The 19,677-nt window shown below is 43.2% G+C and carries 20 protein-coding genes; 12 read left to right on the top strand and 8 right to left on the bottom strand.

The genetic code is table 11. From position 1 onward, the window contains the following. Nucleotides 1–11: 11 nt before the first annotated feature. Nucleotides 12–962 (bottom strand): slipin family protein, encoded by a 951-nt coding sequence (locus tag QA601_15730; protein MDG5816548.1) that lies wholly within the window; start codon nt 960–962, stop codon nt 12–14. 1 nt (nt 963) lies between these two features. Further along, complete coding sequence (locus QA601_15725) at nt 964–1,368, bottom strand: GntR family transcriptional regulator (GenBank protein MDG5816547.1); 405 nt, start codon at nt 1,366–1,368, stop codon at nt 964–966. A 1,234-nt stretch (nt 1,369–2,602) separates the two neighbouring features. Between QA601_15725 and QA601_15720 the strand changes: the two genes are divergently transcribed. Further along, complete coding sequence (locus tag QA601_15720; GenBank protein ID MDG5816546.1) at nt 2,603–2,842, top strand: DUF3820 family protein; 240 nt, start codon at nt 2,603–2,605, stop codon at nt 2,840–2,842. Between the two features lie 138 nt (nt 2,843–2,980). Here QA601_15720 and QA601_15715 read toward each other — a convergent pair whose 3' ends face one another. After that, entirely contained in the window at nt 2,981–3,979 is a 999-nt protein-coding gene (locus tag QA601_15715) for a hypothetical protein (GenBank protein ID MDG5816545.1), read from the bottom strand. 340 nt (nt 3,980–4,319) lie between these two features. On the opposite strand from QA601_15715, the gene QA601_15710 reads away from it, so the two are divergent. Next, nucleotides 4,320–5,423 carry an AraC family transcriptional regulator gene (locus QA601_15710; protein ID MDG5816544.1) on the top strand — a complete coding sequence of 368 codons (1,104 nt, stop codon included), beginning with the start codon at nt 4,320–4,322 and terminating at the stop codon, nt 5,421–5,423. Between the two features lie 37 nt (nt 5,424–5,460). Here the strand turns inward: QA601_15710 and QA601_15705 are convergent, their stop codons facing one another. Further along, a complete protein-coding gene (locus tag QA601_15705) occupies nt 5,461–5,736 on the bottom strand; it encodes a hypothetical protein (protein ID MDG5816543.1) in 276 nt (91 codons plus the stop codon). Between the two features lie 82 nt (nt 5,737–5,818). Next, the gene (locus tag QA601_15700; GenBank protein MDG5816542.1) at nt 5,819–5,989 is read right to left on the bottom strand and encodes a hypothetical protein; all 171 of its coding nucleotides are present in this window, start codon (nt 5,987–5,989) and stop codon (nt 5,819–5,821) included. 682 nt (nt 5,990–6,671) lie between these two features. Here QA601_15700 and QA601_15695 point away from each other — a divergent pair. Together QA601_15695 and QA601_15690 are read left to right on the top strand one after the other, a co-directional pair. Next, nucleotides 6,672–7,421 (top strand): hypothetical protein, encoded by a 750-nt coding sequence (locus QA601_15695; GenBank protein MDG5816541.1) that lies wholly within the window; start codon nt 6,672–6,674, stop codon nt 7,419–7,421. Continuing rightward, nucleotides 7,387–8,526, top strand: coding sequence for a trypsin-like peptidase domain-containing protein (locus tag QA601_15690; protein ID MDG5816540.1), 1,140 nt, complete (start codon nt 7,387–7,389; stop codon nt 8,524–8,526). Before QA601_15695 ends, QA601_15690 begins: the two co-directional genes overlap by 35 nt. A gap of 201 nt (nt 8,527–8,727) precedes the next feature. Here the strand turns inward: QA601_15690 and QA601_15685 are convergent, their stop codons facing one another. Further along, on the bottom strand, nt 8,728–8,955 hold the full coding sequence (locus QA601_15685; GenBank protein ID MDG5816539.1) for a hypothetical protein: 228 nt from the start codon (nt 8,953–8,955) through the stop codon (nt 8,728–8,730). A 202-nt stretch (nt 8,956–9,157) separates the two neighbouring features. Here QA601_15685 and QA601_15680 point away from each other — a divergent pair, with 202 nt between their 5' ends. From QA601_15680 to QA601_15665, 4 genes are all read left to right on the top strand, one after another. After that, on the top strand, nt 9,158–10,108 hold the full coding sequence (locus tag QA601_15680) for an alpha/beta hydrolase (GenBank protein ID MDG5816538.1): 951 nt from the start codon (nt 9,158–9,160) through the stop codon (nt 10,106–10,108). A gap of 319 nt (nt 10,109–10,427) precedes the next feature. Then, nucleotides 10,428–11,225: a hypothetical protein gene (locus QA601_15675; GenBank protein MDG5816537.1), complete on the top strand. Its 798-nt coding sequence runs from the start codon at nt 10,428–10,430 to the stop codon at nt 11,223–11,225. Nucleotides 11,226–11,369: 144 nt separating this feature from the next. Next, on the top strand, nt 11,370–12,152 hold the full coding sequence (locus QA601_15670) for a class I SAM-dependent methyltransferase (protein ID MDG5816536.1): 783 nt from the start codon (nt 11,370–11,372) through the stop codon (nt 12,150–12,152). A gap of 6 nt (nt 12,153–12,158) precedes the next feature. Further along, complete coding sequence (locus QA601_15665; GenBank protein MDG5816535.1) at nt 12,159–12,773, top strand: hypothetical protein; 615 nt, start codon at nt 12,159–12,161, stop codon at nt 12,771–12,773. A gap of 64 nt (nt 12,774–12,837) precedes the next feature. Here QA601_15665 and QA601_15660 read toward each other — a convergent pair whose 3' ends face one another. Next, nucleotides 12,838–13,299: an OsmC family protein gene (locus QA601_15660; protein ID MDG5816534.1), complete on the bottom strand. Its 462-nt coding sequence runs from the start codon at nt 13,297–13,299 to the stop codon at nt 12,838–12,840. A gap of 240 nt (nt 13,300–13,539) precedes the next feature. On the opposite strand from QA601_15660, the gene QA601_15655 reads away from it, so the two are divergent. From QA601_15655 to QA601_15640, 4 genes are all read left to right on the top strand, one after another. Next, nucleotides 13,540–13,917: a DUF2294 domain-containing protein gene (locus QA601_15655; protein ID MDG5816533.1), complete on the top strand. Its 378-nt coding sequence runs from the start codon at nt 13,540–13,542 to the stop codon at nt 13,915–13,917. A 194-nt stretch (nt 13,918–14,111) separates the two neighbouring features. Next, nucleotides 14,112–14,480: a Na-translocating system protein MpsC family protein gene (locus QA601_15650; GenBank protein MDG5816532.1), complete on the top strand. Its 369-nt coding sequence runs from the start codon at nt 14,112–14,114 to the stop codon at nt 14,478–14,480. 65 nt (nt 14,481–14,545) lie between these two features. Continuing rightward, the gene (locus QA601_15645; protein ID MDG5816531.1) at nt 14,546–16,435 is read left to right on the top strand and encodes a DUF4914 family protein; all 1,890 of its coding nucleotides are present in this window, start codon (nt 14,546–14,548) and stop codon (nt 16,433–16,435) included. A gap of 176 nt (nt 16,436–16,611) precedes the next feature. Next, complete coding sequence (locus QA601_15640; GenBank protein ID MDG5816530.1) at nt 16,612–17,259, top strand: GrpB family protein; 648 nt, start codon at nt 16,612–16,614, stop codon at nt 17,257–17,259. A 103-nt stretch (nt 17,260–17,362) separates the two neighbouring features. On the opposite strand, the gene QA601_15635 is transcribed toward QA601_15640, so the two are convergent. Further along, nucleotides 17,363–19,615 carry a carbohydrate binding domain-containing protein gene (locus QA601_15635; GenBank protein MDG5816529.1) on the bottom strand — a complete coding sequence of 751 codons (2,253 nt, stop codon included), beginning with the start codon at nt 19,613–19,615 and terminating at the stop codon, nt 17,363–17,365. Nucleotides 19,616–19,677 lie beyond the last annotated feature (62 nt).

Here is a 19,677-nt window from a genome sequence, read left to right as displayed (position 1 = left end):
TCGATATTGGGTTATACTTCCAAACTATCTTCCTCAATGCGGTTACCGTTTTTAGCCATAGCGGCCGCGACTGCCTTATTCATAAGATGGGGCACTTCTGAAGGGACAAGTATCATCGAACCCTTGTTTTTGACCGAGTCAAGCAGGAGGTTTAAAGACCTGAGGGTCATTGCTTCCTCATTGCCTTTGTATTTTTCCGCAGCCTTAGAATACTTTTCCGCAAGTTCGATTTCAGCTGAACCAAGGATTACGCGTGCGCTTCTTTCACGTTCTGCCTGGGCTTCCCTGCTTATGGCATCCTCAAGCTCCTGTGGTACTACTATATCCTTTATCTCAACGGAAAGGGAGGTGATGCCCCAGGGATTCGTTTTGGCGTCGAGGATTTTTTGCAACTCCTGGCCTATTTCATCGCGGTTAGTTAAAAGTTCCGCCAGAGTGGTTTTACCGATAATATCTCTTAAGGCAGTTTTCGCGCTCAGTGGAACAGCAGCACTGAAATTCTCGACTTCAAGTTTTGCCTTTGCGGCATCCCATATCATCCAGAAAATGATCGCGTCAAAAAAGATTGGAACGGCATCCTTTGTAAGCACCTTTTCGGCAGAGAAATCCGTGACCGATATTCTGCAATCAATATAGCCGCAGGGAACATCCACAAATGGTATGACAAAGAATAACCCCGGACCCTTTGTTTTTCTGAAACATCCAAACCTAAGCAGTGGTACACGCTCCCATTCAAAAGCAATACGAGCACTTAACGATGCAGCGAAAAAAAGTGCGGCTGCAACTCCTAAGACTAACCCGTAGTGATTGGTCTGTGCCTGTGATACATAAAAGAGGGCTACAGCAATTGCCAAAAGCAGCAGGTTAATGATATAGCGCTGAAGAGCAAAGGTGTGTTTTTTTACGGTACTTAGTACTGGATTGAAATCCCGGCTCTCTCTGTACTCTCTTTTAATAGCCATTTTATATATCCCCTTTCCGGTTTTTTGTTCGCTCTTTAATTATTCTCTTAAGTGTGGTGATAACTTCATCGGTACTTACCGACATTGCGGCAATTTCGTCAAGGAATTGAAAGCAAAGCCTTTCTATCCCCTTCTGCTTTTCCTTTGGATCGATTTGGGTTCCGCATTCAGAAACAAAGGTTCCGGTGCCCTGCTGAGTGTTAACTACCCCACGTATTTCAAGTTCGCCGTACGCTTTTACTATAGTGTTTAGATTGACCTGCAGGTCCACTGCGAGCTGGCGTACGGTAGGGAGGCGTTCTCCGGGTTTAAGCATGCCGTTAGCTACTGCGTACATCACCTGGTTAACGATTTGGCGATAGTAGGGCACACCGCTTGAGTTGCTGAGAGTGAAAGTAAACGCCAAGGCTGCTTACTCCTGTGTTGTATTGTTATAGAGAACTAGTACACTACAATAATACTACAATTTCGCTGCGGTGTCAAAGAGTTTTTGGGGAAAAATGAGCCCAGAGACGTTGGGGACGAGCTAAATGTTATGCAATAGTCGGCAAACCAATGAGTTACTACGGCAGGCGACTGTACCTTGTTGTAATGGGTTTTTTGGGTGCAAACGTGTTTAGGGGTACACTGTAGAGGGTACAAAGGGTGTTTTTTTTGGGGGCATCGTCATCGGTGACCACAAGTTTTACCCCTGAATGATTTGGCCAAGAACTGCTTGTATTATTGATCCGATGTAAGATAGCTACTACAAGAGGTGAGTGGGTAAGAGGCATGGTTGCTTCTGGGTGATAGGTTTGAATGTCCTTTAACTGATATAGAAAGAATCTTTTCCATTGTGGTTTACCATGATCGGAAGAACAGCCCAAAATTTATACTATTTCATTTACTTCTATTTCCTGTAGTGTATATGTCTGGTTTTGTTTATTCCACGTGAAAAATCACCTCAGTGCATCTGCAACCCGCTATCAGATACCCCTTTGTGGTCATTGTGGCACCCGAAATCGCTCCTTTGGGCTATACCGAATGGGTTTCGTGTTGCAAGGATTGAGGTGGTGGGTGGGAGGTTCTTGCAATAGATTGATAAAAATATCAGAATCAGATATCAAAATATAATTAGAGGAAACCTATCAAAGCAGAACATAGATCCTGAGGTGTTACATATTCAATATCTATGCTTGATGGCTTATATGAACAGCAAACTGCAAAAAAATATCTATTGTCACTGTAGAAAATTTTTAGTGATTATGTAAGCTAAAACGAATATTATCTGCATAAAAATATGACCCTTTACCGGTTTAGCATGGAATCTAATGCTTTATGGAATGTAAATATCGGAATTGAAATGAGTCCAGTCGTTCATGATGTGTGCAATACAAATTACATGTTTGTAAAAGATACGAGTCTCTAATATTTTCTTCTGTCGTCCCTTCCAAGAATAAAACCAACCGATTACAGCATAGACGGTCACCGTTTCCTTTTTAGCTCCCGCATATGAGAAGATGGAAGATCGGAGATATATCCCATACCATAGCAACGGTATATCAGAAGAAGGACTCTTGCCATCGCCTTTAAAGACATAGACCCCTCCTTCACAGCAACATGTAAATTTATCCCCAACCTTTTTCCATGGAACAGAATACATGCCATTCTCCGAATCCTCTATATCTGATCCATCCTATCTTCTAAAACTTGCACGTACCACCATGCCCTTTGGGAAATACAAGGGATTATTACTCATAGATTTCCTGCGGGGACTTGGTGAGATGCTTCGGGCGGTTTATGAGATCAAGGTGAATGGGTTAGAGTATCTTTTTGAACCATTGAAAAGGGTACGATCCAAATCAGTTCCAAACGGATCAGGAATCGCCATTGATGATTAGTTTTCAACTCTCCACCACCACAGGTCACTTTCTCTCCATCTTCCAAGACGAAAAACCGTGTCACTCTTCCCCCCAAAATCTCATCGACTCCTCAGTAAGCCGTTTTCTCACTGTAACTGTCTGGTTGAAATCATATGATCAATAGATAGTCCACTGATCGATCAGCTTTTTATTGGATGTCATAAGAAACTGAAGGCCTCTGTATCTGGGAAGAACAAGCCGCTCATTGGGCTTGGCAACACCCCGCCAAAAAACTCTTCCTTTTGCATCACATAAGACCAGATTCACGCTTTTGTTTTCCATCCAGATAAAGTTATGCCCATGTCGTTTCCAGCTGAAGGTATGGTTCGCTATCTTGTTCAGAGAGGATTTAACACTTGTCTCTTCCGGCAGTTTAAAAAAGTGAACCGAATCTATGCGTGCAGTAGCGCTGGCTGTAATCTCATTGTAACTGATTCCGATGCTTATTAGGGATGAAGGGTCAAACACCATTGGGAGTCCCCATGACCGGTAAAGGTCCGTAAAACGAAAGGTGTAAACAGTTTCGTCTCTTCCTGCAATTGTTTTTGAGTGATAGTTATAATCAGTAATGGAACTCATGGCGATATCAACTCTGAATTCACGGCCGTGCTCGAAAAACCCATACACTATAAATCCATCATAGTTTGTAAAGTCACTTTTGTACTCGGGAAACATGAATCCAAAGCCGCAATAAGGATAATCTCTTCCTATCCTGGGTGTCAGAAGAACTTCCCGACTGCTTTGGTCTATCCATTCCGCACTACTGTTATAGCCTTCATCACTGTCTGAAAACAGATGCCAGGATACCTGGTCTACCGGAACCTTCCACAAAGGCATGGGTTCAGCCTGGCTGCTGTCAGCGGGCAGGGTAGTGTCTGACGGAGACTGCTGAATAGAGTTGAGTGTTAAAGCTGGATCATCTGTATGGATGAACGGGTGGCTTTTGGGGTCACTAATTATGGTGGTGCTTTCAGTCACGTCTTCTTCAAGAGCACTACTTCCCCCTTTCTTATTATCCCACCCCTTTTCCGAAAGATCTGCCGCCGTCAGATTCACCCCGATGACTGAAGCTGATATCAGGGATATTGCGCAGAAAAGTAATGCAGGCTGTTTCATCTTTTCCCTTTCTTTTAATTTGTTTATGGAACATTGTTTCTTTTAACAATATAAGGCTCCTCCTATTAATTTGAATTGTCTGAAACAGCTGATTTCTAATCAAAAATCAGAATTTTCTGTTTTAGGCAACATTTTTGTATTTTCAGAGAAGTTTTATGGGATAACAATCTGTGAATGTAACCATCTTTTTGCATAGATAATTTTCTTTGTAGTAAGGGAAGCCATGAGATAATCGTGGTGGCAGTTAGAAAAAAAAGGTTTTCAGGGAGTTTTTATATAGTAATTTTACTCTGAATCTAACTGATTAATCCTATGGATGATAGAAAAATAAGGAGATTCATTGCAGTCGAAGAGAACGTTTTCAACATTGATCCTATTACTGCTCGTATGTATCACACAAGCACAATTTCCTCCCGGTGAAATTACGTGGAGTGCTTTTGATGATAACCATGAATCGGGTAATTCCAAAGTTTTGAGTCTCTCTGTAACTGATAGCGTCGAATGGGTGTATCAATTGAATCCGGGGCACTCCTGGCCCTTTGCGGGATTAACTATGGGAATTGACCTCACACAGTCCAATTCTCAAGACAACTGTTGTAATGAATCCGATACACTGATAATCTATATGAGAAGCAATCAGCCCGGGAGAGTGGTGTTGCAGTTGGCTACATTCGATCCGGAGATAACGGTGGAAGATGATCCTGTGAGCAGTCGAACTCTGGAAGCGCCGGTTACAGTTTTTCCCGAAAAGACCCGGGTTGCTGTGCCGCTTGAGGATTTTAAAGTGGCAAAATGGTGGAGAACGCGCTACGGTATTGCTCCTACAGACAAAAGATTGTTTCTGGATTCTATTAATGTTGTAAATTGGGTTTTTGGGAATACGCCACGGATCGGACATACTGATACACTGGTGGTATACGGGGTATCTTTTGTTTCCGGGAATGAAAAAAAGAGATCATCTCTAATGTATCTACTTTTTATTGTTCCGCTATTTTTTATTCCAGTACTTATAAAGTTGCTGACATATAAAAGAAAAGAAGACAGGAATGAAGGGGTTTCCAAAGTGATCAATCTGAAACCGGAACCGCTCGAGGTACAACCTGGTGATTGGGATAGGTTTCTTCAATTCATGAATAAAAACTACAGTTCAAATGAGCTAAACTTAAGCAACGTTGCTTCTTCTTTGGGAATTTCGGAGTCCAGGCTCTCAAAGCTTATCAAGGAAAACTACCATGAAGGCTTCCGCAGCATGATCCACACCCTTCGCATAGATGAAGCAAAACGCCTGCTCAGCCATACAAAACTTAATGTGGCAGAGATCGCCTACAAATTGGGTTATGCTACGCCAAGTCACTTTAATCGGGAATTTAAGTTGAGGATCGGAGTGACGCCTACTGCTTTTCGTGCTGAGAACAGCACACTTTTATCTGGTAGTACCCTTTAGGGCTGGGAATATTTGGTTCTGAAAGGTAGTGCTACGTTTAGTTTGTCCCAAAAAAGTTATAGGTAAAAGACGGTAATACAGGGGAGTGGTTACAAACTCTGATATAGCCAGATGGGTCCACGACAAAAAAGCTTTTTGCTGCAGAGCAGGTCGTTGCCATGTTGATATATTTGTATCGCGATGGATCAACAACGCATCTGGGAATTTCTGTTCCGATACTGCCCCTGCGATTGGCGTGCCGCAGCACCTTCTCTGCAGTGTCAAGCATCTCAAGTATCTGTTCACGCCAGAGCATCAATTCCCTGTGCTCCATACCTCTTCCCCCAGGCAAAAAAACGATTGAGAAGTAGCTGATCTGCTCCTGCAAGAAGTGCTTCTGCAATGGTTTCAAAAAGTTAGTGAATATTTTTACTTGTAACGGTTACACCGACCGTGGTAGCAATACCCATCTTTTTGGCTTCAGACAACCAATAGAGTACATTGTCCTTGTACCCCTTAACAGTGTGGTATTTAAAACTGTGAAGCCCGGAAGGCTTATACTTATTCCAACAGAGTGCTCCAGACAAAAAGAGAGCACCTTTTTGTTTGGTTGTTTACTTTGTAAGAAGGATGAGGTTTGGGGGGGATCGGATCGGACAAGTATATTATTTTCAGTTTCTATATGGATAGCATTACAGGATGCTGCAAATTCGATAATTTCAAAAAGACCTTTTTTAAGGAGCGCTTCTTCACCAGTGAATGCGATCTGTGAAACCCCAAGTGAACACAATGTTTCGATGTGAAACTTCCACTCGTCTGCTGAAAGCTCCTTTTTCCAATCGAAATCACCATCTTTGTTATACCACGGGCAAGAGCAGAAAAGGCATCAATGATTACACTTATAGGTCATCTCGAGTATTGCCGCAGGGGGGAGAAACGATGGTGCAGGAGCACTTTGACCCAATGTCTCCTTCACTGTGTATCCTCATCACCGGTGCCGGATTCGTAATTGAGATGAAGGCGTTTTAATATACTTTTAATCCTGGATTCTAATTCACTTCAGCTTTTACATGGTACAAAGAGCTTATTAAATTTATAAATTTTACCCTAAATAAAAACAGTATAATTTAACTTTAATCTTTTCTTTTCTTTATCCGTTAATTATGTTATATCTGTCTGATGCCGCAATAATGCCTATTCAGTACATTGAGTATCCCAACATAAAAACCAAAAAAAACCATCTCTATGAAGCACAGAAAGGGTCATTATATGACAAAGCGCATCTTTTGTTCCATTTTGCTTATGTTGCAGTTGTTACCCGCTCAGAGTATCGGAGTATTGAGTGAAGCTCAGCAGGAAAAGTCAGATCAGACCATTGTTGAATTTGTTGTGGATACCAATTCGGTCGACAGCGATATGAGCATCGATCTAAGGCATCTACATATACACGGAACCACCTTCACTAGCAGTGCCCATATCACCTTCTACTCAAACCAGAAAGTGGCAAAACTGCCAGCAGTACTGACGCTGCCAAACGGAAGGTATAGCTTCAGTGCAGATAATACTCAGCTCAGTACCTCTTTTGTGGTGGATGCAAGGGGAGGCTACCAGCAGTGGAGTGTAGATCCCGGCGATCATACAAAAATAAACAACGTTCTCAGATATGGTTATCTTCCTTCGGCAATTACTTTTGCAACAGGTGGAATAATTGCTTTCGTGGCCGGGATGTCCGGTATTAACTCCGACCTTGATGCTGTTCAAGACCGTTTGGACCGAAACAGAGGTTCTTATACTCTATCCGAGATTAGAGAGGCTGAGGACGAAATTAAAGAGAAGGAAAGAAAGCAGCGTAGACGTAGAGCTTGGATGACCTCCGGTTTCTCTGCTATGGGCGTATCACTTGTGGCAACTATACCTCTGGGAATTTATAGTAGAAGGCATAGAATGAATGCCGAGATGATTGAAAGCAGGGAATTTGTTCCAAGTGAACTTCTGCATCATCAGGGTGAATCTCAGTAACATTGTAAGTGGAAGGATAGTTATGGGGTATTTGATTTCTGCGTCTAAAGAGCATTGTGCTGGGAGTGTATTCAGAAAAGTTGCAGGGGTAATCGCTCTTTTTTGTATCGGCTGGGCTCAGTCCGGTGATGGAGGGCTGCTTGAATATGAACGTAACACCATTGATGTGTACGAAAAGACCAAGGGGTCCGTAGTTTATATCGAGAGTCGCAGAAGTTTAAGAGGGCTGTCCCTTCCATCAGGGACAGAGCTTCCCAGGGGATCCGGATCGGGAGTTATCTGGGACAGGGAGGGCCATGTGGTTACCAATTATCACGTAATACAAAACGCTGACAGTGTTATGGTGTTTTTTGACAGAGATAAACAGTTCAAAGCAGAGCTGATCGGAATCGATTCTACAAAAGATCTTGCAGTTCTTAAAGTAGATGCTCCCGAAAACCTTCTGGATCCAGTTAGAGTCGGTGATAAACAGGATCTTGTTGTAGGAAGAAAAGCTCTTGCTCTTGGGAACCCGTTTGGGTTACAGAAAACTCTAACCGTTGGGGTGATTAGCGCACTGGGACGGCAGATCAGAGCCTCCGAAACACGTACTATCAGACATGTCATTCAGACAGACGCTGTAATCAATCCCGGGAATTCCGGTGGACCACTTCTTGATTCACAGGCAAGGCTTATTGGAGTAAATACCGCCATAGTTTCTCGTGGGGGTGCAAATACCGGCATAGGGTTTGCCATTCCTGTACACACTGTGAAACGTGTGGTACCGGAATTGATAGAGCACGGTGTAGTACGTCGCGCAGGTCTGGGAATAACAACACTGCGGGATAAAGCTTCAGAACTCTATCCTGGTGAAGGTGTGGTGATACTCAATGTGCCCCAGGGCAGTCCTGCACAAGCTGCCGGGTTGAGAGGCGTCTCAAGAGACTCCCAGGGCAAAACCATTGTAGGGGATGTGATAGTAAAGATCAATGATACCGTGATCCGCAATAACGACGACCTGGCACATTTTCTTGAAGAACAAGTAGCGGGAGATCTGGTGCAGGTGACCGTGAAGAGGGAAAACCAGGAGCATATCGTAGCTTGTACACTGGTGCAGATTAATTAGTGTCTGTTCGAAAACTCCCATAATTTATCCAACTCTGCTATCTTTTCTGGCCACCTAATTGTTTCATTCAGGTAAGTTTCCTTCAATCTGACAGCATTCCCAAACATAAAATAACATAAGGCAATGTGTTCGTATGGTCCATCCTTCTTAACGGTTCTGGGTACGCATATTTTATGCTGCTCTTGAGACATCTTCTTCGGTTCAAGAGCCCGGCGACGAAGCATTACACCGATCCGAAAAAACTTTCTCTGAATGTGGAATGATTTCATTCTTAAAACATCTGCGACAAATCTGATTTATCTGACGCTCACCATGGTCGATAAAATATTGCAGTTCTTTCACTGTTTCACTATACTGCGATTCGTACGCAATTTCAGTAACAAGAAGTGCAGTTTTGAGTCTGGGAGTGCAGTGTGTGGCGACGATCATACTGACCCCAAACGATTAGTAAAAGTTCCTGTCCAGGAACTTTTTTTCTTTTCGCCTAAAAGGTTGTGGCGGAAAGTAGTTGGGGGCTATAAATCCCCACCCCTTTTAAAAAGACACCTGTTTTACGGAATTTACCCGGCCTGTCAGTTGCTTAATAAATAGATTACCTTGTTTATAGATCTTAAAAAAAGGACTTGTAGTAGTGATTAGAATACTAATTGTGATTTTCACGCTACTGAGTCTATTGGCTGCCTGGGTATGGCTTTCCTACAGAAGAGATATTGCTGCATCGTATGCAAGAATTGAGAATGTAAGCAGTAGCATTGCAACCCCTTTCGGTAATTTAGAATACCTTACAGCTGAAAAAAAACAATTAGATGTCCTGATGATCCATGGGGCAGGTGGAGGATTTGATCAGGGTGAGCTTTTGGCTCAGGAGATACTGGGGGAAGAATTTAACTGGATAGCGCCGTCTCGTTTTGGGTATTTAAAATCAGATATACGGCAAGGGGCTACTGTTGAGGAGCAGGCCCATACATATGCATATCTGCTCGATAGCCTCAATGTCGATCAGGTGGCAGTAGTGGGGGTAAGTGCTGGGGGAGTTTCTGCATATCTCTTTGCGCTTCTTTACCCTCAGAGGGTTACTTCACTTACGCTTATCTCCTGTGGTGCCGCACAGTTACCTCCGGAGCAGGTGGAGGAGGCAGAGAATGTAGGTAGAATTTTAACCTATGTAGTGCAGAATGATTTTGTTTACTGGGCAGTTTCAAATCTGTTTAAAAGGCAGTTGTTGAATTTTTTGGGCGCTGACAGGCAAGTGATTGAAACCCTCAGTCCTCATCAGTACGATGCAATAGAGCGGGTTATTGACTACATGAACCCGGCTTCAGTTCGTTATGATGGCATAATGTTTGACCATCATACGCAACAACTGGGTAAGCGAATCGCTGCTATTAGTCACCCAACACTTATCATTCATGCACAGGATGATGTATTGTTTCCCTATGAGCATGCACAATTCGCCGCTCAAACCGTTCCCAATGCCCGTCTGTTGAGCTTTGAACGCGGTGGGCACTTTGTTGCTACAGTGGAAAATATCACAGTGCGGGAGGAGGTCAGAGTTCATATCATCAGCGGTTTTGAACAGTAGGAGTAACAGCATAGATGCTGATCTGTTTTTCGAGTGGTCTATTCCTCCTGAAGTTTTTTCTGCAACCCGTTCATTAGCACTCATTGTAACTCTCTGGTCAGTGAGCATACATCCCACAGCTGTCGGTATTCTTACAGTATTGAAAATCTGCAATCCACTCAACCTACTTGTTCACTGATATTGAGCCGTTATCAGGCGTGATAACGAAAAGATTGAAACTAATGTGATTAGATGTGATTGTCAGCCAATAATTGATTATATTAGAGTGTAAGCCCATTGCAAACTGATGTATCATCACTACAAAAAAAGGGGATGTAAGATGCAAAAACAAATGGCTATGCTTTCGGTAATTATTGCTCTTCTGCTACATGCAGTCTACAGCGATGCTTTAAAGGGGGTGGATACTTTAGAGCTTGGCCAGGGAATAATTTTCGGCTCAAATGATATAACTATCGATTACCCCGATCTTTATTTTTATGATGGCAATTCATGTGATGCGGAGTGTTGTCAGCCTGCACTTAGAGTAGGGGCTCCGGTAGCGATTTACAGGTCCACGCAGAGTAAGGAATACTATGATTTTAAAGATGAACTGGATCTCGATAATGAGGTACTTTTTGACCATGGAATGCCCTCCCCGTATCACGATGAGCTAAAATCGATAGGGATGGTTCTCTTTGCTGAAACGGGTTGCAGCAGTGATAGGCAACTATTTGAAGATCAGTATTATGTAATCATTACCCCCGATTCAAACTATGTAAAAGCAGAGATACGCTACATTCCGGTAATGTGCTATGATGTTCCGGATGTGGGATGTGTTAGTGGCCAAGCTTGGGTCGTAACACCTAAAATAGAAGTCAGTTGGACTATGGAAGAGGAGAAAAAGCCACATTTTCCATCATTAATTCCTATGTCTGCTGGCCCCCAAAGACAATTGAGAAGTAGAAATCAACAGGTACCATCAAACAGAAATGCTGTTCAGGCATTCACAATTACCGGCAGAAAGGTTGATATTAATCAAACTATTTCAAAACAAAATGTACTGATTATTCGTGATGCTCATGGTAATTACAGAAAAGTCTTTGGGGACAGGTGGCAGGCAGAGTTAAATAACAGATAACAATGCAGAACCTTTCAGTGGTAGTATGTGGGGCTTATATGAAAGTATGGCCCCCTTTTGTTGATAGAATATAATTTTCTATGCGATGGTGCGTATCAGGTAAAGGTAGTAACCACTCTAAATTATTTCAGGAGCAGAAATACAATGAAGTCAATGGAAGAGAGCGTCCTTACAGCGTTAGACGCCACCGATAAAGGGCTTTTCCCTTTTTTACCCTACATTCTGCAGGATTTCTGGGAGATAGGATCTGATCCGGAGAGTTTAATCCCTCTAATCAAAAATCATAACAGAAAAGAAAGTCCGAATGTTCTTGATCTTGGATGTGGCAAAGGCGCTGTAACGGTAAAGCTTGCCAGTAAGCTTGGGTACAGATGTTACGGTATAGATGCAGTGTCTGAATTCATCAATTTTGCCAGAAAGAAAGCGGTGCAATACAATGTGCAAAAAATCTGTAAATTTGAAGCGGCGGATATACGTGTAAAAGTTAAAGACCTGCACAATTATGATATCATCATACTGGGATCTGTCGGGCAGGTTTTTGGAAAATATTATGAAACGCTCCAGGCTCTCTCACCAGTACTTAACGATGATGGGTTTATCGTAATCGATGATGGATATATCGATGACCAAAGTGATTTCACCCATCCTCAGGTGCCAAAACGAAAAGAGATGGTAAAACAGATAATATCGGCAAAGATGCGTCTTGTCGATGAAGTAATCTCCTGCGACAATGCAGATTTCCAGGCATATGATACAGAGTATGCTTTAATCGAGAAAAGGTGTAATGAATTAATTGAAAAAAACCGCGACAAGAGTCATCTGTTTAAAAACTACATGAGTCAGCAGAGAAAAGAGTATGGTTTCCTGAAAAATGAAATTGTATGCGCAACCCTGGTGATAAAAAAAGACGGAAAAAAAGGGCAATGATTCATCGTGGTTAAAATCAACGCTCCTGAAATATTTACTTTAAAGTATAGAAGTAGTTACGTTCTTGTTCTTTTTCTATTGGTGCTAACTGTAACTGTACGTGCGCAAAACAACTTTGGGTTAAAATACTTTGGATTAAGCATTCACCCGGGGGGTAGCGATAATGCCCAATTGATGTCAACTAAATTAGATAAACGAGCCCGCTTCGTATTAAATATTGGAGGGGCGTTTTCTTATGAGCATTTTATCTTCGGCGATTTATTGTCTGTAAAAATAATCCAGGCCTTATATACTGATTGTGCCTCACAGCTGGGAGGATACACTCATGTTGGTTTTAGAGGTAGAATATTTAAAAGAGGCAGACATCTTCTGAATGGTGGAATCGGTCCTACATTAGTGTATAGAAGAAACTGGATGGAGTTGGACGGGTATGAAAATCCTACCATATTTAAGGGAAATGAAGGTGATATGTGGCAATATCTATTTCTGTGGTATGGGGGTGAATTTGAATATAAGTTTTCCTTTTCCAAAAAGGTGAATTTCTCAATGAGTTTTGTGCCTGGTTATCCCGATTTAATGAATTTGTCACTGGGAATTAATTATAAACTGACGGGTGAGTAAAAAATAATACCAGTGACACCTCAGGCGCTGTCACTGGTATCGGGGGGAGCATTACAAACAGTGCTCAGGCAGTTGTAGTTGAAGCGGTATCCGCACCCACTGAAACTTTTACCGGTGTGGAATTTGTAATGTTGTCGTTAATTGGGCAGCGCTTCTCTATCTCTTCAATCCACTTTGAAAGTACTTCAGGTGAGGCATCGGTTTCTGGGTACAGCTTTACGCTGATCTCTTTGTAACCGGTTCTGTCCTCAGTCGCTTTACCGAAAAGCTTTTCCGGGTTCAGGTTTCCTGAAATCTCCACTTTGAGATTAGAAAGGGTAATGTTCTGTTCCTTTGCAACCAGATGACCAACTACATTTATACAACCTGCAAGTGACCCCAGAAGGTATTCCACAGGATTAGCGGCTTCATTGGTGCCACCAAGCTCTTTAGGTTCATCGATAATGAAGGAAAACTTGCGGGTTTTGACTTCTGTTTTAGCAGGACTCAAAGCCTGGGCACTTACTGAAAACTTGAGATCTGGCATGTGTACTCCTTTTAAACTATAATTGTGCACCAAAATGGTAGGGTTTGCAGGGGAGTTCGGTTCTGGGCAGCTGATTATTTTATTGGCACTGGTGATGAATTTTTTGACGATCAAAGGTAGAATTGAAGGGGAGATTACCCTCAGGGTGGCATTTATGACGCATTATGCATAAACTTTTAATCAAAATCTTGCGACAACACCGGGTGGGTAATTAAATTATCCCATTGGAAGGAGTGAACAATGGTTAATCTTACCCGTGGCGAAGCTGAAGCGCAGATAACGCAGGCTATGGTAAAATTTGAACGGGAGTACAAAGGGCGGGGGCCGGAAGAGGCCAAAACGTTTATTATAGAAGAGCATGTGTTTGTGCGTCTGCGTGGCGTACTGACTCCGGCTGAGCGGCATTTGGCCAAAGCAGACGACACCATCACCGGTCGCAAGCTCATAAAGCAGGTTCGTCAGGAGCTTATTGAGAATGCCCGGTATCTGCTCGAAACAATTGTTAAAGATGTGCTTGGGATAGATGTGGTCTCTCTGCACACCGATATCAGTTCGGTGACCGGGGAGCGGATTATAGTATTCACCATGGAGCGCTCTCCCAGGTTTATGAATGAATGATTTGGTATTTTTTGTTTGACTTCAATGCAAAATAATAGTATCTTAAGTTCTGCTTTTTAAAATATAGGCAAGTTAGGGAAGAAGGCGCAGAAAACGCGCTTTGTTTTTAGACGGGCCGTTAGTGAGGAAACAAAATTCCACACTGACGGCCCTTTTTTTTTGTCCATTCTCACGTACGGCGGAAAGGACGCGAAATGATGGAAGGAAACAACAGCACAGAAAAAGATACAGAGTCGCTGAGCTCCATAATCGCCCGGGAGGTCTGTTCCTACGGTAGTGAGCAGATGGGGATTTATCCCAAAAAAGTATCGGTTGATGTTCATGAGCAGTCGGTGACGGTGACGCTTGAGGGGGTATCACATCCTGCAGAGTTGGAATTGGCAAAGAAACAGTTGTCCCGTTCAATGATCCAGGAAATGTATACCGAACTGTTTAATGTTTCAAATTCTGTTCTGCATTCACGGTTGGAAAATAATCTGGACAAAACAGTTATCCGCTCTTTTTTCACTGTTGATCCGCAGTACGGAAGCGCGGTGATAGTTCTGTTTTTTGGATTAAAATGAACTTTAAATATAGGTAGTGAAAATAATATTTAGTGAACTTATAAACCTTTATGAAAGGAAAACCTATGACTGTGTGTACAACTGAAATTCTGGACAAAATGATTGTGCCGGAGCATGTGAAAGATGTCTTGCGTGCGGCAAAATCATATCAGTTTATCGGAAATCGCGCAGGGCTGCTCGATGTGGCACTCGGCAATCCGCAGAATAAGACTTTTGATGTGGGTTATGATGTAAATGGTAACTATGTAAAAGAGGTTCAGGTTAACAGGTGTAAAAATGGTTTTGCGGTGAACTATCTTGAGGAATACATGCGCCGAAGAGATCCCGAGTGTATGTTGATAGGTGATGACAAGCCGACCGACAAAGTCACCTTTAAAGAACGGCAGGGAAAAGAGTTTGGTGGCGTACGTGAAGAAACGTTTGAATGGCTTAAGCAACAGGACCTGATTGTCACCGCTTTTACGGTCGGCGCGTTTGAGGATGATGAAGGCTACGGAGGGTTACTGGTCGCTCCTGCAAATGCCGGATTTTTTGTGGCTGGACTTGCCGATCTGCAGGGTATACTGGATATCTTTAAGCTTGACCATGACTTTAAGGTTCATACCACACTCTATCTTGCCCCTCCTTTCCGTCACACTCATTTTGATGGTAAGCAGGTAGTGGTACATAACCGTTGTGATGATCTTTATGAGATTTTTTCCTACAATCTCTACCCTGGTCCCAGTGCCAAAAAGGGAGTCTACGGTGTGTTGTTGTCAATAGGTGAGAAAGAGGAGTGGACTACCCTGCACGCATCCACTGTTCAGGTGGTAACACCCTATGACAATGTGTCTACAATTATGCATGAAGGTGCAAGCGGAAGCGGAAAAAGTGAGATGCTTGAGCATGTTCACCGTGAAGAGGACGGACGCCTTCTTCTGGGCGAAAATTGTGTAAACAGCAATGAACGTAAATATCTTACTCTTCCCCACGGATGCGTTCTCAATCCCGTTACCGATGATATGGCAATGTGTCATACTTCTGCTCAGAATGACAGCAAACAGGTGGTGGCCTGTGATGCGGAACAGGCATGGTTTGTACGGTTAAATCACCTGCTTCATTATGGTACTGATCCTCATCTTGAAAAGGTGACTATACATCCCGAAGAACCTCTTATATTCCTTAATCTTGAAGGTGCTCCGGACTCAACGATTCTGGTCTGGGATCATATCCAGGACAAGCCAGGAGTGCCGTGTCCTAATCCCCGGGTTATACTGCCGCGTCATTTGGTTCCTGGAACGGTGAACGGTATGGTTGAAGTACAGTTGCGAAACTTCGGGATCCGTACTCCTCCTTGTACAAAAGAGATGCCGACCTATGGAATCGTAGGGTATCTGCATTTCCTTTCGCCTGCACTGGCATGGCTGTGGCGTCTTGTCGCTCCTCGTGGTCATGCAAATCCAAGTATCACTGAAAGTGAGGCTTTGACCAGTGAGGGTGTGGGATCATACTGGCCATTTGCATCAGGCAGGTTCGTGGATCACGCCAATTTGCTTTTGCGTCAGATTATTGAAACACCTGAGACCAGGTATTCGTTGACTCCTAACCAGCATGTAGGCGCATGGAAAGTAAGTTTTATGCCACAGTGGATATCCCGAGAGTATCTGTCACGTCGTGGTATGGCACGATTCAAAGCGGATCAGCTGGTCGAATCGAGATGTTCACTGCTCGGACACACACTCAAGTCGATGCAGGTGGAAGGTAGCCCGATTCCTCACGAGCTTCTGAGGGTTGAGGAACAGCCGGAAGTCGGAATAGAGGGGTACGACAAAGGCGCAGAAATCCTTCACGGATTTTTCAGAAAGGAACTTGAAAAATTCCGGGATGATGGTCTCGATAGTATAGGTCGTAAAATCATCGAATGTTGTATGGATAATGGTTCTGATGAAGATTATGAGAAACTTATCAATTCATAACCCAACAGCTAACCTGTATATCCATGCGATGTCGTGGATAATATCAGATGTAGAATGGCCAAAAACTTAGTTTTTGGCTATTCGCGTATAACGTTCTCTTTCGCCGCGGTAATAGCTTCCTAAATACCTTGTGGCAGAGCCGGTATTGTAGTACATTTTGATCAGGGGGAAACGAGATGCCAAAAGTCGTTGCGTCGCCTGCTAACACCACTACATTTTTGAATTACAGAGCTAAATCACCTATGAAAAAACCACTATCCCAAATGAGTTTAGAAGAACTCTGGCAGCTGTTTCCCATAATCCTGCGTGAACATACTACCAGGTATAAAGAATGGTATTTATCAGAAAAAGAGGCGATAGAGAAGATCGTAGGGGCAAAAAATATCAGGCGGATAAGTCACATGGGGAGCAGTGCAGTCAGGGGGCTGATTGCAAAACCAACTGTTGATATACTACTGGAAATCGATTATAACTGTGATACCGATACAGTGAAAAATAAGCTGCAAAATGCCGACTGGACACTTATGGCATTTAAAAAGGATGATTACTTTGAGATGTCATTTAATAAGGGTTACACCCCTAATGGGTTTGCTCAGAAAGTTTATCATCTCCATGTTCGTTTCCCCGGGGATTGGGATGAGTTGTATTTCAGGGATTATCTGTTAAGCAATAAAGATGTGGCAATACGCTATGGAGAATTAAAACAGCGCTTAAAGGAGCGTTACGAGCATAACAGAGATGCTTATACAGAGGGTAAAACTGAGTTTGTTTCAAAATGGACTTGCAAGGCAAGAGAGCTGTTTGGTGGGAGATATCAGCCCTGATTTTTGGAGTTCTACAGTACCTGTCAACCCATATTCGTTGTTAAGTTCGGTAAACAAAAAGGAGCGTGCTTTTTGGACACGCCCCAATAGATTAAAAATCAATTTATCTGTTTCTGATAACGGTAGTGGATTTAGCCAATTCTTTCCTGTTTGCGTCCCTAAGAATTACAATGTAGGTTCCTGAAGGAAACCTTTTGTGATTAAGAGTAATTGTATGATTACCTGCGGTTATCTTTCCATTGTAGAGTCGTCCTGCAAGTCGGCCGCGTATATCATACATACTTAGCTCCACCTGTTTCGGGGTTGCAGCATTGATCACAAACGAGCCACCATTTACACCTATTGACCAGTTTGAAGGAATGTTCGGTACGGAAATTTTAGGAATTGATGTCGTCTGAGCAATACTTAATTCAACATTGTCGATATAAACCGTACCGGTGCCACTTGCTCCTGCATTAAACTCAAATCTGGCATCATTATCACTGGCCTCATTCATGGTAAACATTTCGGTAAAAGTTTGTCTTGAGGTAGAAAGATCAACTTCCTGTTCTCCGCTGTAACTGGCGTAATCCCCTGATGACTGGCCGACATTTGCTACCAGGGATCTTGGTTCCGAGGCCCAGGCATCAAAGGAAAGCATATAGGTTTGGCCCTGTTCTAAAGGCACATACTGATGGAACTGAATATTCCAGTGAGCGGTTCCAGGGTCATCTATGGTGATTACAAATTCCCCGTTCTCAACCGTACCTTCCGATTCCGCACCGTGGTTATTGAAATGCCAGGAGTCCGTACCTGATGAAAAGTCGCCGTTTTCCAGTATGTTTTCTCCTGGTTGGCTGCCACCGCCGCGACTTTCATCACCCTCACTGCTATCATCACTGTCGTCATCACCACTATCATCACCATCATCGTTATCCTGTAATCTGGTAAAGGTGGCGGTGATATTCATAGTTGAGTTAACCGTTACAGATAGCGGGTTTTGATCTCCGTAAACACCATCACCGCTCCATCCTGAGAATCTCCACCCTTCATTTGCATTTGCAGTTAACTGCACGCTTGTACCAGCGGGGTAGGAGTCGCTGTTAGGGTTTCTGCTTACAGAGCCTTGTCCCTGCGTATGTGTGGATAGGGAGTAGGTCGGTTCGTGGTCATCATCATCTTGCAATCTGGTAAAGGTGGCGGTGATATTCATATCGGAGCTGACAGTAACAGATAGCGGGTTTTGATCTCCATGTACACCATCACCGCTCCATCCTGAGAATGTCCACCCTTCATTTGCGTTTGCAGTTAGCTGCACGCTTGTGCCAGCGGGGTAGGAATCGTTGTTAGGGTCTCTGCTTACAGAGCCTTGTCCCTGCGTGTGTGTGGAAAGGGAGTAGGTGTTTGGTTCGTGGCCGCCACCACCGCCGCCATTATCCGAACATGTAATAATATCGTCTAGCTGTGGTCTTATCTGTTGAATGGTAGCACCCCAGTTTGGCTTTGGATCGGCTTGGGTTATAGCAACAACTCCATCTGCAATGCGGGCATTTAGGTTGTTTACATCATCCCAGGTATCATCATGGCCGGTGTTGCCACCTCCCACTCCATAGCCATCATCGGCAATTATTCCAAGTCCCGTGATGTTGTGAATCTCATTCCATGTTGTTGGGTTTTCGTTTGCACGAATATATTGGCTGTGGGCTGATGTGCGGCCGCCGGAAGTATTGGCATAAGAGAATGTAGACATGTCAAAGTTATTATACCATGCAGCCTGGTCCTCAATCCATGGTGAAATATCTACAGAAATAATTGCATTAGGCAGGTGACTTTTAATTATTGTGACCAGTTCATTCATCTTCTCACCAAGCTCCTGGGCAGATATTCCCCCGCCTTGTTGAGATGAAGAGTTATACTGGTAGAAATCCGGTTCCATGAGCCAGATAATCGGTTCAGATGTTCCCCATATATTGGCTGTTTCGGAGGCATACATTGAATATTCAGCTTTTATTTCAGACCAGTTCTCTCTGATAAAGTTTGCACCATCTGTACAGAGATTATTTGATGAATTTTTATCACAATCTTGTAACCCCCTCTCTCTTCTGGCAGCAAAGGCAATGATATAGGCATAAAACACCGGTGTTTTGTTGTGCTGTATGCAGGTTCTGAGCATCTCTCCATGCCAGTAGTTGTTAAATCTGTTTTCCTCGTCACAACCAGCCCAAATGGTTAAGTAATTCACTTCATCTGGAATTTCACGATTTTCTGCATAAGTCATGCCGAAATTGAACCCGCATGGATCCCACGTGGCATAGCTTTCACTGGCTGCTAGTAATAGAAACATAGCTGTAAAAAGTGCACGGAAAGTTAACCTCATCCCATCTCCCTTCTGCGTTGCAGATGTTTAAGCGCTTTAATAGATCAAAAAAATCTTCTCAG

It is taken from the genome of Chitinispirillales bacterium ANBcel5 (genome assembly GCA_029688955.1).
In the GTDB taxonomy this organism is placed as follows: domain Bacteria; phylum Fibrobacterota; class Chitinivibrionia; order Chitinivibrionales; family Chitinispirillaceae; genus Cellulosispirillum; species Cellulosispirillum alkaliphilum.
This window is presented reverse-complemented; position numbering and strand designations above follow the sequence as displayed.